A 26,378-nucleotide genomic window follows, 5' to 3' on the forward strand; every position below is an offset into this window, starting at 1 on the left:
GAGAAAGAAAAGGTTCGTAGTAAGTTTGCGTCCAATTAAGTATTTAGAAGAGCTTTTAGAAGCTTAAAAAGTAGAAAAAATAAAATTTGCAGTTGCTAACCATTCATGCGTTTGTCGTGGCAGAATTGTTGTATACATTGCCAAAGTTGCGGTAAAATGATATGCTGATTTTATTGGATAGGAACGATATTTCGGTGGTTCGGAGGCGGAAGATGAGAAAGAAGTTAAACACCCAATTTAATACAAGGCAGTATATGGTTTCAAGAGACTTCGAAATTTATTATTATAAAGATCAGCATATGAAAAAGGTTGCCAACCATATCCATGATTACTATGAGATTTATTTTTTTCTTGAGGGTGATGTATCTCTTGAGATAGAGAAAAAAGAATATCCGCTGCAATACGGAGACGTGGCAGTAGTGCCTCCTGGTCTGGAGCATCATGCAGTCATTCACGATGAAAGCGTGCCCTATAGAAGGTTTGTATTCTGGATTACGGTTGACTATCTGAACCGCTTGATGGAAGATGCTAGGGAGTATGGCTATTTGATACAGCTGGTGCAGACAAAAGGAGAATATATTTTCCATCACGACAGAATCGCTTTTAATACGATTCAGACAAAAGTATTTCATTTGCTGGAGGAAATTTATTCCAATCATTTTGGAAAAGCGGCGAAGGTTTCCCTGTGCGTCAGCGATCTGCTTCTTCATTTAAACCGGACTGTATATAATGAAAGACATGAGCGTAGTGTTCAGGAGGAACAGCAGCTGTCAGAAAGATTGATAGACTATATTGAAGAGCATCTGGAAGAAGAATTGTCTCTGGACAGGATGGTAGCAGAATTTTTTGTCAGTAAATATCATATTGCCCATTTTTTTAAGGATCATATTGGAATGTCAGTTCATCAGTATGTGCAGAAAAAGAGACTGGAGGCATGCAGAGAGGCAATCCGGAATAACATGAAGATCAGCGAAGCTTATCTGCTGTTTGGCTTCAAAGATTATTCCGGATTCTATAAAGCATTCCGCAAAGAATACGGAATGTCCCCGAAAGAATGGCAGGAGACGGTTATGAATATACCGGAATTTTAATGGAAGTGCAGTCGTTTCAGATCCATACATTATATCCATGTACATAATGCATGGATGAGTATCGATCTAATCACAGGAATCATCAAAGAGAAATGAAACGGTACTTGTACCAGGAAAGGAATAAGGATGAATAGAGAGGAAGCAAGAAAAAAAGCGGAAGCGCTAGTTGCCAAAATGACGGTAGAAGAAAAAGCAGGGCAGCTGAAGTTTGATGCACCGTCAATTGAACGCCTTGGAATTCCCGCTTATAACTGGTGGAATGAGGCTCTTCACGGAGTGGCCCGGGCCGGAACTGCTACTGTTTTCCCGCAGGCGATCGCACTGGCTGCAATGTTTGATGATAAAAAACTAAAAGAAATTGCAGATGTAATCGCAGAAGAAGGAAGAGCAAAGTATCATGCATTTTCCAGGGAAGGGGACAGGGATATTTACAAAGGCCTTACGTTCTGGTCTCCCAATGTCAATATTTTCAGGGATCCTCGATGGGGAAGAGGACATGAAACTTATGGAGAGGATCCTTATCTGACTTCAAGACTTGGGGTCGCATTTGTAAAAGGACTTCAGGGCGATGGGGATACAATGAAGGCAGCAGCCTGTGCAAAGCATTTTGCAGTACATTCCGGACCAGAAGCACTCCGACACGAATTTGATGCGAAGGCTTCTCCAAAAGATTTGTATGAAACTTATCTTCCAGCTTTTGAAGCCCTTGTGAAGGAAGCGGACGTTGAAGCTGTAATGGGAGCTTATAACCGGACAAATGGCGAACCATGCTGTGGAAGTAAAACATTGCTGAAAGATATATTAAGAGATGACTGGGGATTCAAAGGACATGTTGTATCAGACTGCTGGGCAGTCCGGGATTTCCATTTGAACCACAAAGTGACGGAAGGGCCAAAAGAATCTGTAAAAATGGCGCTGGATGCGGGCTGTGACCTAAACTGCGGATGCACGTATGCTTATATAATGGCTGCGCTGAAGAAGGGACTGATCACGGAAGAGCAGATTACCAGATCCTGTGTCAGACTGTATACAACGCGGTTTCTATTAGGATTATTTGATGGAAGTGAATATGACAGTATTCCTTATGAAGTTGTGGAGTGTGAGGGACATAGAAAACTTGCGGTCACAGCGGCAGAGAAAGGAATCGTTCTTTTAAAGAATGATGGAATCCTTCCTTTAGATAAAAGCAGAATAAAGACAATTGGTGTAATAGGACCAAATGCAAACAGCAGAAGAGTGCTTTCTGGAAATTATCACGGAACTTCCTCACATTATGTAACTGTTTTGGATGGAATCCAAAAGGAAGCAGGAGAAACCTGCAGAGTTCTGTATTCAGAAGGCTGCCATCTGTATAAGGATAAGACCGAGCCTCTAGCATGGCCGGATGATCGGATCTCAGAAGCGATAATTACTGCAAAACACAGTGATCTTGTTGTTCTTGTGCTTGGCCTGGATGAAACCGTTGAGGGAGAAGAACCGGATGAGGGAAATGCAGGTCAGGCAGGAGACAAGGAATCTCTGGAGCTTCCTCTTTGTCAGCAGAAGCTTCTGGAAGCGGTTGCAACAGCTGGAAAACCAGTTGTCACCGTATTAATGTCAGGAAGTGCAATGGATCTTCGTTATGCAGATCAACATACAAATGCAGTTCTTGAAGCCTGGTATCCGGGTGCTGAAGGCGGAACAGCACTGGCAGACATATTATTTGGCAAGGTGTCCCCAAGCGGAAAGCTTCCAGTTACATTCTATTATGATACCGATGATCTTCCGGAGTTTACCGATTATTCCATGGAAAACAGAACTTACCGGTATATGAAGAAGGAAGCATTATATCCCTTCGGATTTGGGCTTACCTACGGAGATGTATTTGCAGAAGCTGCGGAATTTACGGAAAAGCCACAGAAACATAAGAATTTAAAATTAAAATGTACTGTAAAAAATGAAGGTCTGGCAGACACCGACGATGTAGTGCAGGTTTATATCAAGGACTGGAAATCAAAATATGCGGTAAGAAATTATCACCTCTGTGCATTCAAACGAGTACATCTGAATGCCGGAGAAAAAGAAACTTTTGAAATAGAAATTGATAAAGATGCATTGCAGATTGTGGATGAAGAAGGAAAAAGGTATATAGACAGTGATGAATTTTCTGTTTATATTGGAACTTCCCAGCCGGATCGCCGAAGTGAAAGGCTATTAAAAAGAAAGCCTTTAGAACTTCGATTCAATATAGAATGATCTGAGTCTTTGATAAAATAAGCCGAAAACAATTTTAATAAAATTTTCTCATCACAGTATCTTGAACCTCCTGCCCGGATATGTTAAACTTAATAAGTTTTAAAAATGCAACTAACTACTATCTGGCCATGTTTATACACAGATCTAAAAAGCAATTTTCACTGTGGCACAAACATGGTCAGATTTAAGATAAAACGGTGTTACACCGTATAGAATAGGAGATTTAGACAGAATGGCATTGAGTCCAAAAATGTGGCAGTGAAATTTCAGTATCTCCGCTAGCCCGCATAAATACAGGAAATATGCGGCTTAACGACTCATGAACTTCTATCGGTAAATGGTACTCAGTGGTAGGGAATACGCTCAAGCAGCAACAAAAACTGGGTAAAAATGTGGTCATAAAACAACCTAGACATTTTTTTTGATGATTGCATGGCACTGGGAAACGAATTTGCAATTATCTATTTTTTTAGTAGTAAATGATTAAAATTAATATAGACTATTGGAGAAATCTTTTATGATGTAAGCAAGGAGATACTGTTTATATTATAAAAGATTTTTACGTATTAGAACCTAAAGTGGATATTCACAAAATCTATAGGTAATTGGATGTTGTTGAAAATGCAGATTTAGAGTATAATAAATATATAGCCGAAGAATAGTTTTTTAAGTGCTGTAGAAAAGGAGAAAGACTTTGAATACAGAAATCAAAAATACGATTCTTACGACAGATAAAGACGCACAATATGATGAAAGCGCGAAACGATTACTTGGCCAGAAAAGTATCCTGGCCCATATATTAGTAAAGACTGTTGATGAATATGCAGGGATGGATCCGAAAGATGTGGTTCCTTATATTGAAGGCGAACCATTTATTAACACTGTTCCAATAGAAACAGGTTTTACTAATACTGTTATTAAAAATGATGAATCTCTTGTGGTTGGTCTTAATTCTGAAAACCCGGAACTTCATGAGGAAATGATACGATTTGACATTATATTTTATGTCAGGATGAAGGATGGATTATCGCAGATTATTATCAATGTAGAAGCCCAAAAAGACGAACCAAATGGGTATGATATATTGAATCGGGCAATCTTTTATGTAAGCCGTATGATTTCCTCACAAAAGGAAAGAGATTTTTCAAATTCAAATTATAATGATATCAAGCGAGTCTATTCCATCTGGGTTTGTATGAATATGCCGGAAAATAGTCTGGAACACATTCACCTGGTGAAAGATAGTATTGTAAATTCCCATGCATGGAAAGGCAAACTGGACTTGGTTAATATCGTAATGATCGGACTTGCCAAAGAACTTCCGAAGCATGAGGAGAAATATGAATTACATAGATTACTGGGAGCATTGTTATCTCAGGATTTAACAGCAAACGAAAAACTGGATATCATTGGAAATGAATATGCAATTCCAATGGAAAAGGATTTTAGAGAGGATGTGAGTATTATGTGTAATTTGAGCCAGAAAATTAAAGAGACTGGAATTGAAACCGGAATTGAGATGGGTAAACGGGAAATGATTATGAAAATGTACAACAAAGGTTATACAGCTGCTCAGATCGCGGATGTAGCTGAAATGGACGAAAAAAAGATAAAAGATATCATAAAAAATGCTGAATTGTTGACAGTATAAAAGATTGAACAGAATCTGATTATTCAAATGTTGTGTAATTGGATGTTTGGCGGGGTGTTACGATAAGCATCTCGCCATTTTTTATTATACGATGTCATGGTCAGAGTATCTGTAAATTATAACATATTATGCATCAGCTGCGATACAGGTATTTCCACAACAGTTACAAAAAGATGGTGAACCGGACTGAATCCACCATCTTTTTTTCTTTATCTTCTGTTATTAATAACCTCTCTCGCCATATCTGCAAGTTCTCCGGCAGATAATTTTCCATCTATTTGCAGCAAATCATACCGGATGCCATCCTTATTCCAGTTAACGCTTTGAACCTGACTGACTTCAATCTGAGAAGCACTGTCATCGTAACTGAATACAACTTTTCCACTGGACTGGTCTTTTTTATCTTGTTCTGTCAATTCGTAATCATCTGATACCACTTTATTTATATAATGTACATAATACAAATTTGTTCCATTTACAGTGGCAATAATATCACCTGACGGAGTAAGTTTTGAGTTAAATTTCTGCTGTTCAAACAATACAACATCTCCATTCTTCTGATAATCAAAGGACACAGATTTAAAATTCTCAATTACATTTGCATTGCCATCCTTAAAACTGTTTTTTATAATATTGCCCTCTTTGAAGCAGTACCCGTTCTCAAAGGTATCAATCAATACCGGTCTATACCCAATATCCTTTGTAATCTGTTCTGACGTTGGAAGAGATGTATAATCAGCACGTGATACAGATGAACCTGTCCACATTGAAATCTTTCCTGTTGCTGCCATAGCAGTAACTCCAATTGTAAGTGTTGCAGCTATCAACAAAGGTAATATTTTCTTTTTTGATCTCATAGTCGTTTGCTTCCTTTCTGTATCTGCGAAGTCAAGTTTTGCATAAACTCTCTGTCTGACATTCTCTGTATCAATATCAAGAGCATTGCAGGAAATATCTGCCTGTTTTTGTATTCCCAATTCTTTAAGCAAATTTTTTCTTCTCATAATTTTTCCTCCGCATCCGATAACATTTTTCTGAGTTTTCTTTTTCCTCTTGAAAGTCTGGTCTTAACTGTAGAAATATTAAGTCCCATTGCTTTTGAAATATCCTTGATTTTTTCATCAAATTTATACCGCCTTACAAAAATCTCGCTGTCAGGTTCGCCAAGGCTCATAACTGTTTCCCATACATAATTATTGTGAAAATTCTCTTCCATGAAATTTTTGCCATCTGACAGCTCAATATCTTCAAGAGATGTATGATCCATCTTTCTGTTTATCCGTTTCAGAGCAAAATTCCGGGCAACAGCAGCAAGATATGACCGTAATGTACCTTTCTGCAAATCTATCCTCCCGGTATTCTTCCAAAGTACAACAAACACATCTGCCACAATTTCTTCAATATCCTCTTTCGGCAGTGAATTGCCGGCCATATGATACAAAACAGTACTCAAATACGGCGTATAAATTCGGATTGCTTCATCTATTGAATTTTTTTCTCTGTTCCTGAGACGCTGCAAAAGTTCTGCTTCATCTGTCATATCAATCCTACTTTCTTTTTAATATTTTCAAAAATTAAAAGCTTTTAACCTTTACATTCTTATATATCCTGTCAAAGAGCAAAAAGTTTCAATTTTAGAAAATTATGATATTGATACACCACTTTACAACTTTTTTATAAAAAAATATCGTACAGGATTTCCTGATGTATAATGAATTTGGCATAAAACATTACAAAGGAAAGTGACCCTGTACGGCAAAAACATTATACAGCGAAAAAACACTGATAGGTAGACTTCAGCAATATTTTTTGATCTATTTTGAAACTTTTTTTGTTCCGACAGCAGATACCTTATTTCTGCTGATATTATCTATACTGGGCCGCACACAACGGTTCCAACTATCTGAATGGACACTGCTTTGTGAGAGTCATGTTATGCGTACCTGTCTGGAATGGGGATAAAGTATCTCATCTTTCCGTTCCTCTTGGCTATCGTGTGTGGTAGAAAAAAGAGTCTAAACTGGAACTGGCAGCCTCCATGATCCGGCAGGTTATGCCTGAATTTCACAGCAAAGATCATGTCATCATCCCTTGTGACAGCTGGGATACAAAACACAACCTGCTATCCATCGTTGATGAATATCCGAATCCGGATCTGATTGGCAATGCAAGGAGTGCTTCTGTCATGTATGATCTTGCTTATGTCCATCTTTTTGTTTGTAAAATTTCTGAAAATATTCTGGTGAAATGGTAGTATAATACGGAGAATGTAAAAAATGTAAGAGAGTAAAAATGAAACTACCGGATAAATTAGCACCGTTTCTGGAATTATTGCACATATACAGAGAAACTGGGTGAGAAAACAGTAAAAGCATATCGGGATTGATCTAAGCAGTGTTTTGTTTTTGTCGCCTGTGAAGAGCAAGACAAAGAGAAGCTAGAGGAATATATTACGGAATTACATAAAAAATACAAACAGAACAGAGATTAAAAAAAGTGGATATTTCGTTGGCAATGGAAGAGGCAACGGAAAAAAATACTTTTATGAGAACCGATTTCCTTTCCGATGCATCTAATTAGTGTAAAAGTAAACATGAGTAGTAATCCAGCTGGACAAAAGGAGAAGACAAAGTTATGACAAAAGATGTATTTATTAAGGAGGTTCGGGATGCAGAAGCCATGCTGTATCATATATCAAAGTCCATTCTGAAGAATGACTCTGATTGTGGGGATGCTGTGCAGGAAACAATTCTTAAGGCATATGAAAAACTTCCCACTTTAAAGAAAGAAAAATATTTCCGAACATGGATCACAAGGATATTGATCAATGAATGCAAAGGGATTCTTCGGAAAAGAAAAAATGTTATTCCATATGAAGAATATATGGACAATATGAAAATGACTGAGGAGGACAGATACAGTCATCTGTATATGGCGATTATGGAACTTCCGGAGGATCTGAGGGTTTTGGTAACATTGTATTATTTAGAAGGATTTTCATTGAAAGAGATCAGTGAGGCTCTGGATATTCCGGAAGGAACGATCAAAAGCAGACTTTCACGTGCAAGAGAGTTTTTGAAGGTGCAGTTATCCGAAGAAGAGAAAAGACCGGCAACTGGGAAAAACAGCAAGCAATTAAAGAGAATAACAGGAAAGGGGAAAATGTCATGTTAGAGAAGAAATGGAATAATATCGCACCGGAAGTACCACAGGATTTTCATAATAAATTTGAAGATACACTAAAACAGATTGAACAGGCGGATTCAGTTGATAAAAAATACAAAAGAAAAAAAATCAGTGGACGATTACTGATTGCAGCAGCAGTAATCTGTACTGGTATGGCTGTTACTGTGGCTGCAAAAGAGTTCTTTAAATGGAATGATTACCTGGTGAAAAGACTGGATCCATCGGAGGAACAGCAGGAGACACTGCAGGAATCAACTTATATTCAGAATATAGACCAGTCTGTAACACAAAATGGTGTGACGGTTACCCTGACAGATTCTATTCAGGATCAGGGATTCCTGTATGCTTTTTTTGAAGTGAAAACAGAGGACAGTATTTCTATGACTGATCATACTTCTTTTGAGGAGATGACACATTTTAAGATCGATGGAAAGGAAGTATATGCAGTGGACGATAACAGATTTGGAAGTTTCAGTACTGGGGTAGGACAGGATGTGTTACTGAAAACAGATCAAAATTCTGCACATCTTAAGTATTTTAACGCCTGTATATCTTATGACAGTGATTATGATCTGAGTAATAAAACAGTAGAAATCACATTAAAGAATCTTACGGAGGAAGGAGATTATGATACGACTGTTATTACAGATGGAACATGGGATTTTAAATGGACTCTGGGTGCAGTAAAGCCTCCGACAACTCTGGAAGTGAACCGGAAATGTGATTTTGGAGGTTATGAAATCACAGTGAAAAAAATGGAAGTAACGCCCCTTTTATGGTCATTATATCTTGATTATGATGAAGCTATGAAGGTGTATGAAGATGAGAAAAACAAGTTTGAGTACACAGGTACGGATTATGGCATGGATCTTTATGCCAGAGCTAATATTGACCAGGTGCGTTATAAAGATGGAACGGTTTTAACACTTGATATGACCATGGGAGGCATTGCTGGCGGTGGAGAAAAACAGGATAAAGAAAATGGTGTCGTGATCATCAGAAACAGCTTCCCGCAACTGGTTGATGTAGATAACCTGCAGGCGGTACATTTTGGGAACATTGACCAATGGCTTGAAGTGCGGGGATAAAAGTTTTTTCGGTGATACAGAAAAATCCTCCCATAATTAGATAATGAGAAAATACAAAAAGAACCGATACAAGGTCTTTGCAAGACTGATATCGGTTCTTTTTGGGGATGTAAAACGGGTACTTTCAAAACTGTCGCCATTTAAGACGGGAAGCTTTGGACAGATCCGGGAATAGTTCCTGGATTATCCGAAAACAGAGATCCATCACCGCCATGTTTCCCATCTGTATGGTCTTTATCCCGGAAACCTGATCACAGAAAAAACCTCGGAGCTTCTGGAAGCCTGCCGGGTGGCTCTGGAAAGGCGCGGGGACGAAGGAACCGGATGGTGTATGGCATGGAAAGTATGCCTCTCTGGGCCAGACTCCGGGACGGGGAACATGCACTGGGGCTTTTGAAAAACCAGCTCCGTTATACCAGGGAGGAAAATATTTCCTGTGTGGGAGGCGGCATTTATCCCAATATGCTGTGTGCACACCCACCGTTCCAGATCGATGGGAACTTTGGCTTTGCAGCTGCGGTTGCAGAGATGCTTATCCAGAGCAGGAAAGGGCATATCCTGTTACTTCCGGCACTTCCGGATGAATGGAAAGACGGAAATGTCCGAGGAATGAAGGTACAGGGTGACATCACAGTTGATTTCGAATGGAGAGATGGCAGGATACACAGGGTTCGCCTCTGCTCTTCCCGTGAGCAGAAAGTAACGCTGGAATGTAATGGAATTTCAAAAACAATATTTTTAAGACCTGATGTGACAGAGGATATGATTTTTGGTTGATCTGTCCCGAGGGCCTGGAAATCATAGACAGTGGTAAGTAATGGGGTACAACAAAATATAGCCAATCGATTTTGCCAGAAACTATTGATATTTCTTAGGGTATCGCATATAATATAGTTAAACCAAAAGGTTTCGTGTAGCGGCACGTAAAAGCTGTACTGTGCCCGGGCAGGGTAATTACTGGGACTATTTGATACTCGGAAGGGTATTACGCCCACACCAGGGAGATAGGGTGAGTCCGCGCCGGGGACTTAATGATACCGGCGACATTTTAGACGTTCGGAAGGATGTCGCGGCTGACAGCCAGCATAAAACCGCTTTTTAAGATTATGGGCACTGGATAACAAAAAGTTGTCCGGTGCTGTTTTTATATTATAGTGATGATTGGGAAAAGATAGATGGGAAAACAACAGGATAGAGAGAAAATCGTACAGGAGATTAAAATAGCTGCCGATCTGTATAGGAAGCATTTAGTGTGGTGATTCAATTAATCTGTCCTGAGGGTCTGGAAATCATAGACAGCCGTATCATGTAAAAACACATGGTACGGCTGTTTTTATACCCTAATAGGACCTGATGATCATAAAATTTGAACGATTTCGGGGGTGTTTTTATCTGAGATAATTTTTTTAAAAATATTTGCAACCTTTTTAGGGATTCGCACGTCTAATAAGTAGGAGCACATAAATGAAGCTTCTATAGTATACTCCGAATGACTGGTCTGAGATAGGAGAATTGGAACTATAATGAATGAAGTTTTGATACGAAAAGCGAAGAAAGGCGACAAGGATGCTTTTTGCAGGCTCATGGATGAAAATGTACAGAGTATGTACAAGATTGCAGCAGCATATCTGAAAAATGATGAAGATGTTGCAGATGCAATACAAGATACGATCCTTTCCTGCTATGAAAATCTAAGAAGTCTAAGAAAGAACAGATACTTTAAAACATGGCTGATACGCATCCTGATCAATAAATGTAAAGATGTCATGCAAAAGAATAAACTGGTTACTTTTATGGATCAAATTCCAGAAACACCTTTTCATGAAGAATATGAGACAATAGAATGCTTACAGGCATTAGAACCATTGGATAGTAAATATCGTTTGGTTGTTATTCTCTACTACATGGAGGAATTTAATATCCGGGAAATCAGTAATATCCTGGATTTGCCAGAAAACACAGTGAAATCCCGCCTTCATCGTGGAAGAAAAAAAATCGCAGAGATATATGGATATAAAATTAAGGAGGAACGTGCCTAATGATGACTCTAAATAATAATGAGAAAGATTTCCAGAAAAAAATGCAACAGGATACAGAGATTCCGGCGATTGTACATGAACATATCAATCAGGCATATCATTTGATTGAGAATAATACGGTTACTCAGAAAAAAGCACCAAGGGATCCATTCCACTGGATGAAAATCGGAGGCAGGGTAGCAGGAGGTATGGCAGCGGTACTGGCGGTCGGATTTATATTCTGTGCAACCAATCCAGTAATGGCAAAGAATATCCCGGTTGTAGGAGGGCTTTTTGAAATCTTGCAGGATAATGTAAGTTTCTTTGGTGATTTTTCGGATTATGCAACAACCTTGGAATCCGTTGATGGAACAACGGCAGATGGCAGTGAAGCAGATGAGGACAAGACAGGTAATGCCACTAGTGAGAATGCTTACATTAAAACAGCAGATGGGCTGACAATTACATGTTCTGAGGTATATGCCAACAGCCAGGCGGTCTATATAACTATGCAGTTTAAGAGTGATAAGCCATTTCCAGAAACGTCAACCAGGGCGGAAAGTGGAACACCGGTCATTGATCTGGATATGACTGGCGGTGTGGACTTTAATTCAGAAGCTAGTCCGGTGATCGACGGTCAGGTGGAAGGACAGTTTCTGGATGACAACACCTATGCATGCATTTTCCGTTATGATCTTGCTCAGGCGACAAAAGACTATACGGAATATAATGAGAAATACAATGAAATGACACAGCAGGTAATGGATGAGATGGGAATAACTCAGGCGGACTTAGATGATCAGACGGATGAAGGTTATGCGCTGCTGGAAGAGTTTATCAATAAATTGTCTGAACGTGGTGGAGCATATCAGAAGTACATTAAAGAAATTGATATTCCAGATACCTTTAACCTGCATCTGGATATCTCGAAGGTAAGAGGGCTGGAAGCAGACTATGAGTGGTCAGAAGCGGATGATGAAAACTATGGAAGGGATGCCGGCTACTACAAATATGAAGGTGACTGGAGTTTCGATATCCCGGTTACAGTAGATGATTCCCGGACAGAAGTATTGGAACTGAATGATACAAACGATGCTGGTATCGGACTCAAATCCGTAATTCGTTCTCCGTATGAACTGACGGTAAATGAACTTTATAAGGAAGGATCCAACAGTGACTGCTTCATGGTAGCTCTTGATGCCAACGGAAACACACTTCCATATAATGAGTCTACTGGAAACTGTAATAACTTCGCAATTCAGGACAGGGATATTTCGACAGTAGATATTTATTTCCTGGATTATATCCAGTATATGGATGAACTGAAGGGGCAGCAGAATTTTGATAATCCTACGAAAGAAGACGGACAGAAATGGAAAAAACTTCTGGAGGAGAATGCGAAATATCATAAGACATTACATTTTGATAATGACAGTGAGACAGTGCAAAAAACTAAGTGATTCAAAGAAAGATAAGTAGGATATGAGACAAAAAGAAGTGATAGGGCAGTCAATGAGAACCACAAAATCGGCAAGACCAGGTTCAGTTGTTTATGTGCCGATGGATAAATCGGAATTCAGATCTATTATATTTTCAGAAAAGAAGAAAAATAAAATTAAGAAAATTGTAATATTGATTATATTGATGATTTTTGTTATAGGCTGTTGTATGTATGCAGGTATATCTTATTATTACTCATATCACTTCTTTTATGGGACGACCATCAATGGGATTGACAGTTCAAATAAGACAGCATATGAGGTTGAGCAGGAGATTGCTGGGAAAAAGGATAACTATACTATTCAGGTAAGGGCAAGAATGCAGGACCCGCAGGCCATTACAGGAAAAGACATTGATTATAAATACGTATCCAGCGGTGCGGTTCTCCAGCTGCTGAAAACTCAGAAATCATGGGAATGGATCGGCAGTCTTTTTGAAACAAAAAACTATATGGTTCAAGAAGAGACTTTTTTCAGCCGGGAGAAACTGGAAGAACAGGTAAATTCATTAAATTGTGCGAAAAAAGAGAATCAGATAGCACCGGAAAATGCGTATGTAAGTTTTGCTAACTCAGAATTCACTATTGTGCCAGAAACGGAAGGCAACGAATTAAATACCAAAGAAGCTTATCAGATGATATGCAGGGCAATCGATAACGATGCGGCAGAGGTGGATCTGGAAAGTGATCCAAAGGCTTATAAAAAAGCAGATGTGACGAAAGAAAGTTCAGAACTTCAGAATATGGTAAATACATATAAGAACCTGACAAAAGCAAATATCACATATACATTTGGAGACGAAACGGTAACACTCGATGGGAATACCATCAAAAACTGGCTGCAGTTTGACGAGAAAGGGCAGCTGCTCCAAAATGATGAAGCCTTCCGGCAGCATGTAGTGGATTATGTGGCACAGCTTGCAGCAGATCATGATACAGTTGGCACTGAAAGACAATTCCAGACCACAAGCGGAAGGACGGTGTATGTATATGGCTCAGCTTATGGATGGAAGATTGATCAGGACAAGGAAGTAGCACAGCTCATGCAGGAAATTCAGTCAGGAACCCAGACAACCAGGGAACCGGTATATTCTATGAGGGCAAATGCACACGGGATCAATGATCTCGGAGATACATATATAGAGGTAGATCTTACAGAGCAGTATATGTGGTATTATCAGAATGGAAATATTATTTTGCAATCAGAAATCGTATCCGGACTGCCAAGCGATCCGGATAGAAAAACACCCCCTGGAATATTCACACTGAATTCAAAGAGCAGTCCGTCCATGCTGCGAGGTGAAATGACAGCAAATGGAACCTATTCTTATGAACAGCCGGTAACATACTGGATGCCATTCAATGGAGGAATTGGCTTTCATGATGCAGACTGGCAGCCGTATTTTGGTGGTGACAGATATCTTACAGGTGGTTCTCATGGATGCATCAATCTTCCACCAGAAAATGCCGGACAGCTTTATAGTCTTATTCAGTATGATGTCCCGATAATTTGTTTTTACTAATTCTATATTCAAGATGTACAGGACAGGAGCTAAGTTGTAATGCAGCTGGCTCCTGTCCTTCATTGTCAACAGTATCAGATTGGTGCATGATCACCATTTCGGTAATCCAGAACAAAGCAGACTTGATGTGGAAGTGGCAGAGCGATTGGTAAAAGCTAGCAATCTCTTCCTTTCACAAAGAGTGAAGAAGAGAAGGCACATTAATGGGATTGACGTATCAATACTGGAACCATATAATGGGTACAAAGAAAAATTTATTTATGGAAACAAACACATTGACAGAGCATGCAAAAGTGCTGTGATTAAAGTTTAAAAAGAATCCTTATGAACATCATAAGTAATGCTGTCAGGTATAATAAAGAAAAAGGAGAGATACTGCTCAGCTATTATGAAACACAGGTGGATGACAGGCATATACTGTTTGAGTTTCACTGCAAGGATACCGGAGTTGGAATGAGTAAAGAATTTCAGAACCATATTTTTGAACCATTTACTCAGGAAACAGGCGGTGCAAGATCTGTTTATGGAGGAACAGGTCTTGGTATGCCAATTACAAAAAAACTAATAGAGAAAATGGGCGGTACGATTAAATTTGAAAGCGAGAAAAATGTAGGAACCACATTCATGGTACAGCTCCCATTCCTTATTTCTGCTGATATGAAGCAGGCAGAAAGCCAGGAAGATGATGTATCAATTGAAGGCATGAAAATCCTTTTGGCCGAAGACAATGAATTGAACATGGAAATTGCAGAATTCCTTCTGACAAATGCAGGAGCAGAAATTATAAGGACTTCAAACGGTAAGGAGGCTGTTGAAGCATTTGCAAAATCAGGTGTTGGTGAGGTCAATGTAATTCTGATGGATATTATGATGCCAGTTATGGATGGCCTGGAAGCTACCAGAGAAATACGTACAATGAACAGAAGTGATGCATCTGCTGTTGTGATTATAGCTAGAGGGGGCATATCAATTGGACAATGATATGCCCCTCTGCCGATGTTTGTTAACTGATGCATTTTGTTTATATATTCCCTTATTTTGTACATGGACTCTTTTATATGGAAGGTGTATAGTGAATGAAAACTATATGATAAAGATTATGGAGGCATAAGATCATGGCTAACTTGATAAATTTTGTTACGCTGTTGAATGGAAAATTTGATAATAAGGATCAATTTGAGAAAATAAGTAAGACAAATCCACAGTATCCATATGCAAAGCACATCAATACAATATGTAATTCAAAAATCGCAAATCTCCCAAATGGTTTCGAAGGCGTATTTATGATTGAAGAAAGTTATTATTCTGTACAGGGGACTACCCGCTCTTCTTCACATTTGTTTCTTTTTATGGAAGAAAACAATTCAATAAAACTTATTTCTTATGAGATACCGGAAGGATATGATAAAAAGAATTTTACTTACAAAATCTTCAAAGGTGCCGACTATGATCAGCTAAAGTGTTCTGCAAAATTTACTCCTGCATTTTTCAGAAAATCAGGTGATACATGGGAAGGCGGAAGTGTAAGTATGTTTTCTCCCGTATTGAAATTTTCTCTGCATGAAAAGTTCACTGAAAATCAATTGGAAGTATCAGAGTCCATGGAAGTAAATGGAAAAAGAACTTTTGGTTATGATGAGCCGATTATTTACAAACGAATAAAATAGAACATTGACAGGGGATGCTCTGCTAAAATAGATTGATTTGTTAAGAAGAGCAGAATTCCTAAAGAAAGAGGAATACGTATGAACATTGTTTTTTCATCTGATAAGAAAGAATATAATACTATTAAAAAAGGTACTGAAATACTGCTGGCTGAAAATGACGGTTTCAACCAAAACATAGAATTGTTTGTTAAATTTCAGGACAGACCAGAAATATTGATCAATAAAAGAAAAGACCAGATTCATATCATCTGTCGGGAAATATCTCATTATTACCGCGCACTTAATTATGCCATACATCATATGGAAGAGGATGAATTTCAATATCAAGAGCATGTCTGCTTTGAAAGAAACGGTCTTATGCTGGATTGTTCCAGAAATGCTGTATTTACAGTTGAAAAGGTGAAATTCCTGATCAAGACACTGGCAAAACTTGGAATGAATGTACTCATGCTTTATACAGAAGATACCTATGAAGTAGAGGGGCAGCCTTATTTTGGAGCTTATCGCGGAAAATACACCAAGGACGAAATAAAAGAACTGGATGCTTACGCTTCCATGTTTGGGGTAGAGCTTGTTCCGTGTATTCAGACCCTGGCTCATCTGCACAATGTGCTGAAGTGGCCGGGAATGGATAAGATTCGTGATTCTGCGGACATTCTCCAGCCTGAAAAAGAGGAAACTTATCAGTTTATTGAAAAGCTGCTCAGCTCAGTAAAAGAGAATTTTTCTACCAACAGGGTACATCTTGGAATGGATGAGGCTGTCATGCTGGGGCTTGGAAATTATCTAAAAGAAAATGGATATAAAAAAGGGTCACTGATAATCAGGGAACATTGTAACAGGGTCGTAGATATTTGCAGAAAATTAGAATTAAAGCCTATGATATGGAGTGACATGTACATTACAGCAAATTCTACAGGCGGATACTATAATCTGCCCGAAAACACGGACTGCTCCAAATGGGAAAAACCGAAAAAAGATTTAGGATTAGTATATTGGGACTATTATCATGCTGATACCAGAACCTATGAAAAAATGCTGGATATCCATGCGCAGCTTTCGGATAACGTTATTTTTGCAGGAGGATCTTGGATTTGGAACGGAATTTCCCCCAATTATTCTAAGACCTATGCGTGTACCAAGGCAGCTCTTTCTACTTGTAAAAAATACAATATAAAAGAGGTGCTCTGTACAGCATGGATGGATAATGGTGCAGAAACCCCGGTGGATGCTTTGCTTCCGGGACTTGTACTTTTTGCACACCTTGATTTTCACAGAGACTATGACGAAACAATCCTTAAGCAGGAGTTCAGGAACTGCACAGGCGGAGAATTTGATGATTTTATGGCACTTGACAATTTTGATTCCTTATTCTTAAATACGAAAGAGAATAAAGAGGCTCAAAATCCTTCAAAATATCTGTTATACCAGGATCCAATGTTAGGCATTTTTGATTATCATGTGAAAGAATCAGGTGTCAATACAAAATCTTACTACCAAAACATACAGAAATGTATGAAGGAATGTGCAAAAAAAACAGGAAAATATCAGCTTTTATTTTCATTTTATGAAAAACTGGCGGCGGTATTAGCTGATAAAGCCGATTTGGGCATGTGTATAAAATCAGCATATGACAGATCGGACAGAGCAGCGTTGAAAGATATCAGTCAGAATGTTATTCCTGGGATCATCTGCAATCTGACAGATATGAAATCATCAAGAGAAAAAATCTGGATGAACGATGCAAAGCCATTTGGTTATGAGATTCTGGATATAAAAATTGGTGGCGTGATTACAAGACTTAAAAGTACAGGATACCGGATTGACAATTATCTGAATGGAAATGTGCCTCGTCTGGAAGAGCTGGAAGAGGAAAGACTTCCCTATTTTACCAAAGGAATGGACAAGCGGGAGAACTTATGGAATCGCATCATCAGTGGATGTGATTTGAATGACACGATCTGATAAAGGTAAATGAAAGGAATCAGGCTACGTATGAAAATTTTAGTGATTTTAATAATTTTTGTATTTGCATTGTCTCTCTTTCGAATGATTCTGGAATGGAGTAAAAATAATAATAAATGTTCTCACCAGCGTTATAAACGATCAGAAAATAACGGTTTATACAGGAAATCAAAACTATTCTCACAGAATGGTTTTGGTTTCCTTTTTTGCTGTTACAAATCAGTTACAACTGCAATATAGAATTTAATGTATAATTAACCTGTGAAAAGATAGTTATAAAAACATGTGAGGTAATAATTATGAAGGCAAGAATCCTTGTGATAGAAGACGAAATGTCAATCAATGACCTGCTATGTATGAATTTGGAGATTGCAGGGTATGAAACAGTAGGATATCTGGATGGAAATGAGGCATATGAAGCAATTATTCAAGATCATGCGTTTCAGTGTGCACTTGTAGATATCATGCTTCCCGGAAGAGACGGATATAGCCTGTTACCGAAACTGAAGCAGTATGAAATCCCCGTAATATTTCTTACCGCAAAGGGAGATATCGCGAGCAAGATAAAGGGATTAAAAGACGGTGCAGAAGATTATATTGTAAAACCATTTGAAATGCTGGAAGTGATGGTCCGTCTTGAAAAAGTACTGGAACGCAATGGCACTGTACAAGAACAGATTCAAATTGGTGATGTCATCATTGATACTGCTAGTCGTACTGTTACAAAAATGGGCATGGAAATCTATTTAAAGCCAATGGAATATAACTGCCTCATGGTGTTCGCCAAAAATCCGAATAAAGCACTGACCAGGAATCAGATCCTGCAGGAACTGTGGAATGAAGAGTTCTGCGGAGAAACAAGAACTGTGGATGCACATGTGGGTCGTATCAGGAAAAAGCTTGGCTGGCAGGATAAGATTAAAACAATTCCCAGAATCGGTTACAGACTTGAGGTGGATTTATGAAACTCTTAATAAAGATCTTTTCTCAGACTACATGTATCATTTTGTTGGTATCGTCAGGGATCTTTCTCTATACCACTTATTGTTGGAAAAATCAGAGTATACAGAATATCAACAGTTATGAAAGCAGTATATTCAGAACAAATATCTTACAGTTTGAAAATAAAACAAGCCTTTCTGACAATCAGAAACAGAATGCCGACAACGAAATGCGCCCCCAAATAGTTACTTATGCTTTTCGGCAGGTTTTTCATGACAGCGCGGTTTTATATCTTGATGGAAAAATGATCTATAATGGAACTGTTTATGAATTCGATGTAAAAAAGTTAAGAGAATTATGTGAAAGTAAGGCAAACATGGTGGATCATGGCAGCAACAGTGACGGTCATGGCCCTATGGTCAGTCAGATAAATGGAAGGACACTTTTGTTATTTTACTATGGCAATGTAAATATGGGATATCAGATTGTTACTTATAAAGATATAACAGATGTAATAGAAAAAAGTCATCTGCTGTTTTTTCAGACGGGTGGATTTACTTTATCTTTGATCGTGGTGATGGGAATTATCCTTTATTTGAGCCTTCGAAAAATCACAGCACCGCTTACAAGCCTAAGAGAAGCTACGCTTCTTGTTTCTGAAGGTATTTATGATTTTAAAGTACCGTCAGAGGGCAATACAGAACTTGCGCAGGTAGGTGCAACCTTTAATTTTATGACAGGTAAAATAAAAGAACAAATTGAAAGTCTTTCTAACATAAACCGGACACAAAAACAGCTTATTGGAAGTCTGGCTCATGAGCTGAAGACCCCAATGACTGCAATCATAGGCTATGCAGATACATTGCTTACTGTGCGCCTAACCCCGGAAAGGCAGGAGAAGGCTCTTATTTATATTGAAAATGAATGTCGCAGGCTGTCAAGACTTTCTATGAAAATGCTGGAATTAACCGGACTCTACGAAGCTTCGGAAGACTCATTCAATCCAGCTGAAATACAGGTGGATAATTTCCTGAAAGAAGTAAAAGAACTCATTGATTGCAGGCTTCAAGAAAAAAACATCTCTCTTGATGTATTTTGTGAACCAAAAGAATTGGTAAAGAAGTTCGATCAGGACTTAATGATAAGTGTAGTGACAAATCTAATTGATAATGCAGTCAAAGCTTCCAGGAAAGAATCTAAAATTGTGCTTGAGGCAACCCCAGACCATCTGATGGTTCAGGATTTTGGAAAGGGAATACCGAAAGAGGATCTGGAAATGGTGACGGAACCATTTTATATGGTAGACAAATCTCGTTCCAGGGCAAAAGGAAGTGTAGGGCTCGGTCTTTCTTTATGTCAGAAAATTATAGAACTGCACGATTTCCAACTGAAGATTGAAAGCAATCCGGGAAAAGGAACTACCGTCTCTGTTTTCTGGTAATCACACTAACGTTTACATATCAGTTACAAATCGCGAAAGATTTGGTGTAATGCTCGATGATATACTTATAACAACCTTAGAAAGGAGATATTACCAGAAATGAGAAAAAACATAAGAAAGTTTGCAGGAATAGTGCTTTGTATTGGAATGTTTACAGGATGCGCACAGACCCCGGATTCTTCTTTGGTAAAGCCGAAGGGGAGCAAGGCTGTGGATGCTTATACGGAAGCGGATGATGTTAGTGGTTCTAAAGGAGAAGCATCTGAAAGTAAGAACGATGACGGTTCAGAGTCAAAGACAACCATCAGGAATCTCATTGATGCTCCTCAAAATTATAAAAGCCATGTGGAAGATGACAGTGCCAAGCTCATGGTAAATACAGATGCAAGCGTAGAAATTCCGGAAGTGGAAAAGATATCTGCTATTTCTGTCACCGCGGCAGAAGTTACCCAGGAGCTTCTCGACCGTATTACAAACGCATTCTTCTCAGAGGCAAAACTTTATACCATGGATAGTTATTATGTGAAGACAAAGGATGAAATTAAAAAAACTCTGGATGAACTAAAAGAAGACGTTGCAAACGGAAACCTGGATCCGTATAACTATGGAACAGACGATGATGGGAATTATGTCTATGATATCTATGAAGATATTGAGACATGGGAACAGGAATACGAAACTGCTCCGGAAAAGAAAACCCTGACAGAGGCAAAACCTGTTGCCGGAAATTATTTCAGTTGTATTGCACAAATGCCAGACGATTCACAATACTACTATATGATATCTTCCGATGGCTCCGATACCTTGTCAGTCAAGATCAAGAAAGCAGCAAACAAGGGCGGGGAAAAAATACCGGAGGATGCAATGTGGTGTGATTACGGATATTCTGAAGAGGAAGAAAAACCCACAGAAGAATCTATCGGGCTGTCCCTGGATGAAGCAAAAAAACTTGTAAAGGAAAAAGTTGAAAAAATGGGCATCACAGATTTGCAGTTTTCTAACTGGAATTACGCGGTGTGCAAAAGTTTTGAAGGCGATAATAGTTCAGGTGATTTTGGAAATGGATATAGAATTGATTATGCACGTACCATAAATGGTGTGCCGGTCACTCAGACAATTGCAGACGGTGGGGCATTGGAAGATATGGACAGCACAATGGAAACATGGTCTTATGAAAGTCTCTGTTTCTATGTCGATAAAGATGGCATAGAAAGCATGACTTATTCAAATCCCTACACAATTGGTAAAATAAAGACAGAGAATTTAAATCTTCTTTCGTTCAGCGAGGTTATGAAAATTTATGAAAAAATGATGGTGGTAACAAACGCTGATAATATGCAATATGAAAATTCCAGGGTCTATAATATTGATCGGATCGTTCTTGGCTATGCCAGAATATATGAGCCGTCTACTGACGCACACACAGGTATTCTGATCCCCGTCTGGGATTTTTTCGGCAGCATGACTTCAGAAAGTGAATATAACGGAGAAACAGAATCAAATACCAGTAAAGATCCGAATGAAAGTTTCCTTACCATTAATGCCGTGGATGGCAGTATCATAGACCGGAATCTGGGTTACTGACATGAGACAGGTATTTGGAATTGTAAGGTACAATTTCTTCGGATTTCTACGCAATCCCAAAGTTATTTTTATATTTCTGTTAGAATTTGTACTTAGTTTCCTGCTTACAGGCAGAATCATGGTTGTAATGGAGACCTACGATACACCGGTACAGGCCATTGAACCATTTATCTGGACATTTGGGGATGGGATAGCAGTACTGTCCAGTTCGCTGCTCTTGCTTCTTATGTTTTCTGACCTGCCGAAGATGACACCTATTACTCCGTACCAGCTGACCCGGACAACCAAGAGGAAATGGCTTTTAGGTCAATTCATTTATGTTATTCTTGTAACTGTTTTATATACGGTTTTGATGCTGCTGTTTACGGCCGTGCTGTGTATGAAAAAGAGTTATCCAGGTAACCTGTGGAGCGAAACTGCGGCCATGCTTGGTTATTCAGAATTAGGAAAAAACCTGCAGGTCCCTTCTACAGTAAGGGTCATGGAAAGTATCTCACCCTATGGCTGTATGCTGCAGGTTTTCTTCCTTCTGTTTTGTTATTCGCTGACCTTAAGCTTTGTAATCCTTGTAGGAAATCTCTATAAAGGGAAGACTAAGGGGATGATTTTTGGCCTTCTTTACAGTGTCTTTGGTTTTTTATTGGACCCGAAAGTACTGGCTGCAATTTTACATAAAGAAAAATACGAAATGTATCAGGTAAATGTATTAATCTGCTGGATCAGTCCTCTGAATCAGGCAGTATACGGAAAACATAACTTGGGTTATGATCCATTGCTCCCGAAAATCTCGCATTCCTATATGTTTTTTCTGGGTATTTTAGTTCTTCTTGCAGTTTTTGCAATTAACCGGATGAAAAAATATACCTTTGAATTTCTTGGAGAAAAGACATGATCGGAAGGGGGAAAACCTATGTGGGGTGAAACAAAACGTATGTTTTTTAATAAGAATTTTCTGGCAGCATGGCTGATAGCCTGCATCTCCATCGCCATTGGACAGACTTATCCCAGCTTAAAAAAAGCACTGACATGTGGTACTTTTATCAGTATACTGGAAGGTTCCTTAAAAAGTCAGGCAGTATCTTTTGCCATTCCGGTAGCAGCCGTATTGCCATGGAGTGATTCCATTCTGCAAGAATATAAAAGTGGATTTTTAAAGGAGATACTTCCCAGAACGACTCGCAGACAGTATATCGAAGGTAAAGTTTTTTCCATTATGGTATCTGGTTTTATGGTCTGGACGTTATCTATACTAACGGTACTTTTTATCAATTTTATTGTGTTCTATCCGCTGGAGATAAAGGGTGCTATTCAGAAAGAAGCACTTCTGGACTTACTCATGAAGGCATTTCGGACAGGACTTATCGGAAGTATCATAAGTACTTTCGGTGGAAGCTGCGGGATTTTATGGGATTCTGCTTACATGGCATATGGAATCCCTTTTGTAAGCTTTTATTTCGGAATTATCCTTCATGACCGCTATTTTAAGAATCAGATATGGTTTTATCCAGTAGAATGGATACTGGCTGATGAAAATTGGGGACCGGACAAAATAGGAGTTTGGCTATTTCTACTGTTGTTTTTATTAGTAATGCTGGGAATTCTGGGAGGTGTTTTATATGGAAGATTGGAAGAAATCTGAAGGGATATTTAGTTTGGCCTGTGATCCGCAAAGAGCAAGTGGAATGATGCAGAACACCTGCGTAAAAATAGAACACGTGACCAAACGTTTCGGTGAAGACATCGTGTTACAGGAAGTAAATCTTTCCTTGAAAACAGGGAACGTCTATGGGATTGTTGGAAATAACGGTTCCGGAAAGACCGTCCTTATGAAATGCATCTGTGGGTTTCTTCCTGTAACTACGGGCACTATTTTTGTATTTGGAAAAAAAATAGGCCATGATGTGGATTTTCCTGAGAGTCTTGGAGTTATTATCGAGACTCCCGGTTTTCTTACACAATATACGGGCTTTAAAAATCTGGAGATCCTGGCAGACATGAATGGCCGGATCTCGAAGGCCGATATCCGCATAGTCTTAAAAAGGGTAGGATTGGATCCGGACATGAAGAAACCAGTCGGAAAATATTCCCTTGGAATGCGTCAACGCCTTGGTATTGCACAGGCCATTATGGAAGATCCTCTTTTTTTGATCTTGGATGAGCCGTTTAATGGACTGGATAAACATGGCGTGGAAGAAATAAGAGAACTGCTGCTGGATTTAAAAGCAGCAGGAAAAACCATTTTGCTGGCAAGCCATAATGAAGAGGACATCAGAATCTTATGTGACCACGTATATGAAATGGATGGAGGAATCTTAAGAGAAAGGACTGCCTGATAATGAGAAATTTATTTGTAAAAACGGCATTAGTATTATGTACGACAATAATATTTCTTCCAGCTACCGTTTTTGCCACAGAGCCTCAAAACACGGAGATTACATCTGCTGAAGAAGGATTTACGGACTCAGATCCGTCCGTATCTTATGAGAATGACAACTCGTTAACCCTTGATGAAAAAGAGGATGATTCTACGAGTACCGAACCTCCGGCAGAGGATGAAAAGACTCCTGATAAAGCTGATACCGATAAAGAAAATCCGGATCCGGATATTTTTACATCAGGAGATGACTTTGGTGATGGTTCTAAATCGAATCCTTTTCATGTTGTAATAGACAGTGATAATCCGGAAGACGGTGACGCCCCGCAGATAACAGATCCGGTTATAGACAACGGAGGGTATTCGGGCGGTGGGGGAGGAGGTAATTCAACATCAGACTCATCAAGTGAAAAAATATTACATAAACCGCAGGTATTATTAGAAGACAGCAATCTTTCGGGTGGACGATTGGAGGCTGGTTCTACAACAGAAATGTCGCTGACATTTCGAAATAAAAGCTGCAGTCAAAATGTATTTGGTTTAAAAATTTCCCTTTCTACAGAGAACAAAGGAATCGAATTTGAGAAAAACTCTTTTTATGTACAAGTCCTGGCTCCTGGTGAAGCAATTACTTTGGAACAGATGATTACTATAACAGAAAACTGTGATCCTGGCCAGGCTGTCATTACTTTTTCTCTGGATTATGAAGATTCGAAAGCAACGGCAACTACCGGTACAGAATTACTGTCTTTTCAGATCATCCAACCGGTTCGTGTTAAGCTGGAAGCTTCAGATATTCCATCTGTTTTATACACTATGGATACAGTAGAGATCCCGGTAAAAGCAATGAATCTAGGAAGAGACAAAATATACAATGCAAGTGTCAGCTTAAAGGCTGATGAATTAAGCTCAAACGATACTGCATTCTTAGGGACCATAGAGGCCGGAGATTTATCCCAAGGAAGTCTTCGCATATATGTAAAAGGAAAAACAGGAAAATGTGCAGGTCAATTAATTCTTACGTATGAGGATGCAGATGGCAAATCATATGAGGAAGAAATAAAATTTGATTCTGAAATCAAAGAAACCCAGATAAAGTCTTTAAAGGTTGAAGATGACCAGGAGAAAACCAATAACTGGTGGTATTCCATAGCTGCAGTTGTTGCAGTACTGCTTATTTCCATAATCCTGATTCTGGTCAGAAAGCTTCATAAGAAAAATATCCTTCTCGAAGAAGTGAGAAAGGCGGATTCTCATTGAAAAGAAAAAAAATAGACAGCTTTACCTTATTTGTCATACTTCTGCTGGCATTGATACTTACATTATTAGGAATGCTGCTGGCAGGTATGAAAGAAGAAAAACGGCAATTTACTGTGTTGCTCCCACTTGGAGATCTGGCTTATGATGAAGATTTTTTGCAGAAAGCGAAGAAGATAAAAGGTATAAAAGAAATCTGGCCAGTCATAGAAGTCCCGGTTGTCATCAAAATTGAAGATTATACGGAAACAACGACTTTTTCAGGAATTGATATGAATGCGTTTGGAAAAAATCCAACTCAGAATGAACTGGGGAAGATGCCGTTGTTATTGCTGGGAAATGGTTCCCTACGGGATATGAAAGACTATAATAATCATGCCATTTCAAAAAAACAACAGGAAAAATTTTTAGAGATGGGTGAAAACCTGAATATTTTTTATTCCCTGGATGAAAAAGAGAAGGATACTTCCAAAGCCATAGATGATCTTACCACTTTATCCGGCAATTCCGCAAGAGAACCGCAAACCTCATATATGCCCTGTAAAGCCGCTGTAGTAATAGAAGGCAACGAAATCTACATACCCATTTCCCAGGCACAGGATCTCTGCAGAGAAATAGGAGAGCCTTCTGAGATCAGTAAAGTATATCTAAAAATAAATGGAAAAAATAATCTGGAGAACGCAAAGAAAATACTTTCAGGAATTTAACATAATATATAGCAATTCGGCGATTGCTTTCGAAATGGCCTGGCGTCGGGTGTCCGGTTCTTCAAATTTTTCGAGACTGTGAGAAAAAGTCTGTAAATAAGATTCTTCTATGATATGCAAGGGTGGCAAGCCTGAAAATCAGGCTTCTCAC

Annotated in this window: 24 protein-coding genes; 22 read left to right on the forward strand and 2 right to left on the reverse strand. The window is 38.8% G+C overall.

Features of this window, described 5'->3' with window-relative positions; genetic code table 11:
• Positions 1-212: 212 nt before the first annotated feature.
• From GPK81_RS03225 to GPK81_RS03235, 3 genes are all read left to right on the forward strand, one after another.
• On the forward strand, positions 213-1,091 hold the full coding sequence (locus GPK81_RS03225) for a helix-turn-helix domain-containing protein (RefSeq protein ID WP_118071913.1): 879 nt from the start codon (positions 213-215) through the stop codon (positions 1,089-1,091).
• 126 nt (positions 1,092-1,217) lie between these two features.
• Positions 1,218-3,326 carry a glycoside hydrolase family 3 C-terminal domain-containing protein gene (locus GPK81_RS03230; RefSeq protein WP_215706529.1) on the forward strand — a complete coding sequence of 703 codons (2,109 nt, stop codon included), beginning with the start codon at positions 1,218-1,220 and terminating at the stop codon, positions 3,324-3,326.
• Positions 3,327-4,020: 694 nt separating this feature from the next.
• On the forward strand, positions 4,021-4,977 hold the full coding sequence (locus tag GPK81_RS03235) for a PD-(D/E)XK nuclease family transposase (RefSeq protein WP_173771165.1): 957 nt from the start codon (positions 4,021-4,023) through the stop codon (positions 4,975-4,977).
• A gap of 209 nt (positions 4,978-5,186) precedes the next feature.
• Here GPK81_RS03235 and GPK81_RS03240 read toward each other — a convergent pair whose 3' ends face one another.
• Together GPK81_RS03240 and GPK81_RS03245 are read right to left on the reverse strand one after the other, a co-directional pair.
• A complete protein-coding gene (locus GPK81_RS03240) occupies positions 5,187-5,981 on the reverse strand; it encodes a hypothetical protein (protein WP_215706530.1) in 795 nt (264 codons plus the stop codon).
• Positions 5,978-6,517 (reverse strand): RNA polymerase sigma factor, encoded by a 540-nt coding sequence (locus GPK81_RS03245; RefSeq protein WP_059085733.1) that lies wholly within the window; start codon positions 6,515-6,517, stop codon positions 5,978-5,980. The genes GPK81_RS03240 and GPK81_RS03245 overlap by 4 nt, the downstream gene beginning before the upstream one ends.
• Before the next feature lie 1,094 nt (positions 6,518-7,611).
• Between GPK81_RS03245 and GPK81_RS03250 the strand changes: the two genes are divergently transcribed.
• The 19 genes from GPK81_RS03250 to GPK81_RS03335 all read left to right on the forward strand — a co-directional run bounded on the left by GPK81_RS03250 (position 7,612) and on the right by GPK81_RS03335 (position 26,227).
• Complete coding sequence (locus tag GPK81_RS03250) at positions 7,612-8,151, forward strand: RNA polymerase sigma factor (RefSeq protein ID WP_055056185.1); 540 nt, start codon at positions 7,612-7,614, stop codon at positions 8,149-8,151.
• Positions 8,145-9,251: a DUF4179 domain-containing protein gene (locus tag GPK81_RS03255; protein ID WP_215706531.1), complete on the forward strand. Its 1,107-nt coding sequence runs from the start codon at positions 8,145-8,147 to the stop codon at positions 9,249-9,251. The genes GPK81_RS03250 and GPK81_RS03255 overlap by 7 nt, the downstream gene beginning before the upstream one ends.
• 223 nt (positions 9,252-9,474) lie before the next feature.
• On the forward strand, positions 9,475-9,648 hold the full coding sequence (locus GPK81_RS18610; RefSeq protein WP_442860740.1) for a glycosyl hydrolase family 95 catalytic domain-containing protein: 174 nt from the start codon (positions 9,475-9,477) through the stop codon (positions 9,646-9,648).
• Complete coding sequence (locus tag GPK81_RS03260) at positions 9,588-10,028, forward strand: glycosyl hydrolase family 95 catalytic domain-containing protein (protein WP_243101119.1); 441 nt, start codon at positions 9,588-9,590, stop codon at positions 10,026-10,028. The genes GPK81_RS18610 and GPK81_RS03260 overlap by 61 nt, the downstream gene beginning before the upstream one ends.
• Positions 10,029-10,774: 746 nt before the next feature.
• A complete protein-coding gene (locus GPK81_RS03265) occupies positions 10,775-11,290 on the forward strand; it encodes a sigma-70 family RNA polymerase sigma factor (RefSeq protein WP_118513929.1) in 516 nt (171 codons plus the stop codon).
• Complete coding sequence (locus tag GPK81_RS03270) at positions 11,290-12,729, forward strand: DUF4179 domain-containing protein (protein WP_215706532.1); 1,440 nt, start codon at positions 11,290-11,292, stop codon at positions 12,727-12,729. The genes GPK81_RS03265 and GPK81_RS03270 overlap by 1 nt, the downstream gene beginning before the upstream one ends.
• Before the next feature lie 208 nt (positions 12,730-12,937).
• Positions 12,938-14,290, forward strand: coding sequence for a L,D-transpeptidase family protein (locus GPK81_RS03275; protein WP_252196588.1), 1,353 nt, complete (start codon positions 12,938-12,940; stop codon positions 14,288-14,290).
• Positions 14,291-14,417: 127 nt separating this feature from the next.
• Complete coding sequence (locus GPK81_RS03280) at positions 14,418-14,603, forward strand: hypothetical protein (RefSeq protein ID WP_215706534.1); 186 nt, start codon at positions 14,418-14,420, stop codon at positions 14,601-14,603.
• 11 nt (positions 14,604-14,614) lie between these two features.
• Positions 14,615-15,271 (forward strand): ATP-binding response regulator, encoded by a 657-nt coding sequence (locus GPK81_RS03285; RefSeq protein WP_252196589.1) that lies wholly within the window; start codon positions 14,615-14,617, stop codon positions 15,269-15,271.
• A gap of 134 nt (positions 15,272-15,405) precedes the next feature.
• On the forward strand, positions 15,406-15,957 hold the full coding sequence (locus GPK81_RS03290; protein ID WP_148445125.1) for a hypothetical protein: 552 nt from the start codon (positions 15,406-15,408) through the stop codon (positions 15,955-15,957).
• Positions 15,958-16,035: 78 nt separating this feature from the next.
• Entirely contained in the window at positions 16,036-17,922 is a 1,887-nt protein-coding gene (locus GPK81_RS03295) for a beta-N-acetylhexosaminidase (protein ID WP_215706535.1), read from the forward strand.
• A gap of 299 nt (positions 17,923-18,221) precedes the next feature.
• Positions 18,222-18,887 carry a response regulator transcription factor gene (locus GPK81_RS03300; RefSeq protein WP_005423065.1) on the forward strand — a complete coding sequence of 222 codons (666 nt, stop codon included), beginning with the start codon at positions 18,222-18,224 and terminating at the stop codon, positions 18,885-18,887.
• Between the two features lie 281 nt (positions 18,888-19,168).
• Positions 19,169-20,305: a sensor histidine kinase gene (locus GPK81_RS03305; protein WP_252196590.1), complete on the forward strand. Its 1,137-nt coding sequence runs from the start codon at positions 19,169-19,171 to the stop codon at positions 20,303-20,305.
• 99 nt (positions 20,306-20,404) lie between these two features.
• Complete coding sequence (locus GPK81_RS03310) at positions 20,405-21,889, forward strand: DUF6034 family protein (protein WP_215706536.1); 1,485 nt, start codon at positions 20,405-20,407, stop codon at positions 21,887-21,889.
• A 118-nt stretch (positions 21,890-22,007) separates the two neighbouring features.
• Positions 22,008-22,781 carry a hypothetical protein gene (locus tag GPK81_RS03315; RefSeq protein ID WP_227574037.1) on the forward strand — a complete coding sequence of 258 codons (774 nt, stop codon included), beginning with the start codon at positions 22,008-22,010 and terminating at the stop codon, positions 22,779-22,781.
• A gap of 18 nt (positions 22,782-22,799) precedes the next feature.
• A complete protein-coding gene (locus GPK81_RS03320) occupies positions 22,800-23,528 on the forward strand; it encodes an ABC transporter permease (protein ID WP_227190740.1) in 729 nt (242 codons plus the stop codon).
• A gap of 43 nt (positions 23,529-23,571) precedes the next feature.
• Positions 23,572-24,222 (forward strand): ATP-binding cassette domain-containing protein, encoded by a 651-nt coding sequence (locus GPK81_RS03325; protein ID WP_044925097.1) that lies wholly within the window; start codon positions 23,572-23,574, stop codon positions 24,220-24,222.
• A gap of 2 nt (positions 24,223-24,224) precedes the next feature.
• A complete protein-coding gene (locus GPK81_RS03330) occupies positions 24,225-25,523 on the forward strand; it encodes a hypothetical protein (protein WP_215706537.1) in 1,299 nt (432 codons plus the stop codon).
• Entirely contained in the window at positions 25,520-26,227 is a 708-nt protein-coding gene (locus GPK81_RS03335; RefSeq protein WP_252196591.1) for a hypothetical protein, read from the forward strand. The genes GPK81_RS03330 and GPK81_RS03335 overlap by 4 nt, the downstream gene beginning before the upstream one ends.
• Positions 26,228-26,378 lie beyond the last annotated feature (151 nt).

Origin of the sequence: Blautia sp. MCC283 (genome assembly GCF_018785565.1) — a bacterium.
Taxonomy (GTDB): domain Bacteria; phylum Bacillota; class Clostridia; order Lachnospirales; family Lachnospiraceae; genus Blautia_A.

Coding starts and splice junctions, on each gene's coding strand:
- GPK81_RS03265 (WP_118513929.1), top strand. CDS start 10,775: ATGAATGAAGTTTTGATACGAAAAGCGAAGAAAGGCGACAAGGATGCT.
- GPK81_RS03305 (WP_252196590.1), top strand. CDS start 19,169: ATGATCTATAATGGAACTGTTTATGAATTCGATGTAAAAAAGTTAAGA.
- GPK81_RS03240 (WP_215706530.1), bottom strand. CDS start 5,981: ATGAGAAGAAAAAATTTGCTTAAAGAATTGGGAATACAAAAACAGGCA.
- GPK81_RS03290 (WP_148445125.1), top strand. CDS start 15,406: ATGGCTAACTTGATAAATTTTGTTACGCTGTTGAATGGAAAATTTGAT.
- GPK81_RS03275 (WP_252196588.1), top strand. CDS start 12,938: ATGTATGCAGGTATATCTTATTATTACTCATATCACTTCTTTTATGGG.
- GPK81_RS03320 (WP_227190740.1), top strand. CDS start 22,800: ATGTGGGGTGAAACAAAACGTATGTTTTTTAATAAGAATTTTCTGGCA.
- GPK81_RS03250 (WP_055056185.1), top strand. CDS start 7,612: ATGACAAAAGATGTATTTATTAAGGAGGTTCGGGATGCAGAAGCCATG.
- GPK81_RS03230 (WP_215706529.1), top strand. CDS start 1,218: ATGAATAGAGAGGAAGCAAGAAAAAAAGCGGAAGCGCTAGTTGCCAAA.
- GPK81_RS03310 (WP_215706536.1), top strand. CDS start 20,405: ATGAGAAAAAACATAAGAAAGTTTGCAGGAATAGTGCTTTGTATTGGA.
- GPK81_RS03325 (WP_044925097.1), top strand. CDS start 23,572: ATGATGCAGAACACCTGCGTAAAAATAGAACACGTGACCAAACGTTTC.
- GPK81_RS03255 (WP_215706531.1), top strand. CDS start 8,145: ATGTTAGAGAAGAAATGGAATAATATCGCACCGGAAGTACCACAGGAT.
- GPK81_RS03285 (WP_252196589.1), top strand. CDS start 14,615: ATGAACATCATAAGTAATGCTGTCAGGTATAATAAAGAAAAAGGAGAG.
- GPK81_RS03295 (WP_215706535.1), top strand. CDS start 16,036: ATGAACATTGTTTTTTCATCTGATAAGAAAGAATATAATACTATTAAA.
- GPK81_RS03330 (WP_215706537.1), top strand. CDS start 24,225: ATGAGAAATTTATTTGTAAAAACGGCATTAGTATTATGTACGACAATA.
- GPK81_RS03245 (WP_059085733.1), bottom strand. CDS start 6,517: ATGACAGATGAAGCAGAACTTTTGCAGCGTCTCAGGAACAGAGAAAAA.
- GPK81_RS03260 (WP_243101119.1), top strand. CDS start 9,588: ATGGAAAGTATGCCTCTCTGGGCCAGACTCCGGGACGGGGAACATGCA.
- GPK81_RS03315 (WP_227574037.1), top strand. CDS start 22,008: ATGGTTGTAATGGAGACCTACGATACACCGGTACAGGCCATTGAACCA.
- GPK81_RS03270 (WP_215706532.1), top strand. CDS start 11,290: ATGATGACTCTAAATAATAATGAGAAAGATTTCCAGAAAAAAATGCAA.
- GPK81_RS03225 (WP_118071913.1), top strand. CDS start 213: ATGAGAAAGAAGTTAAACACCCAATTTAATACAAGGCAGTATATGGTT.
- GPK81_RS03300 (WP_005423065.1), top strand. CDS start 18,222: ATGAAGGCAAGAATCCTTGTGATAGAAGACGAAATGTCAATCAATGAC.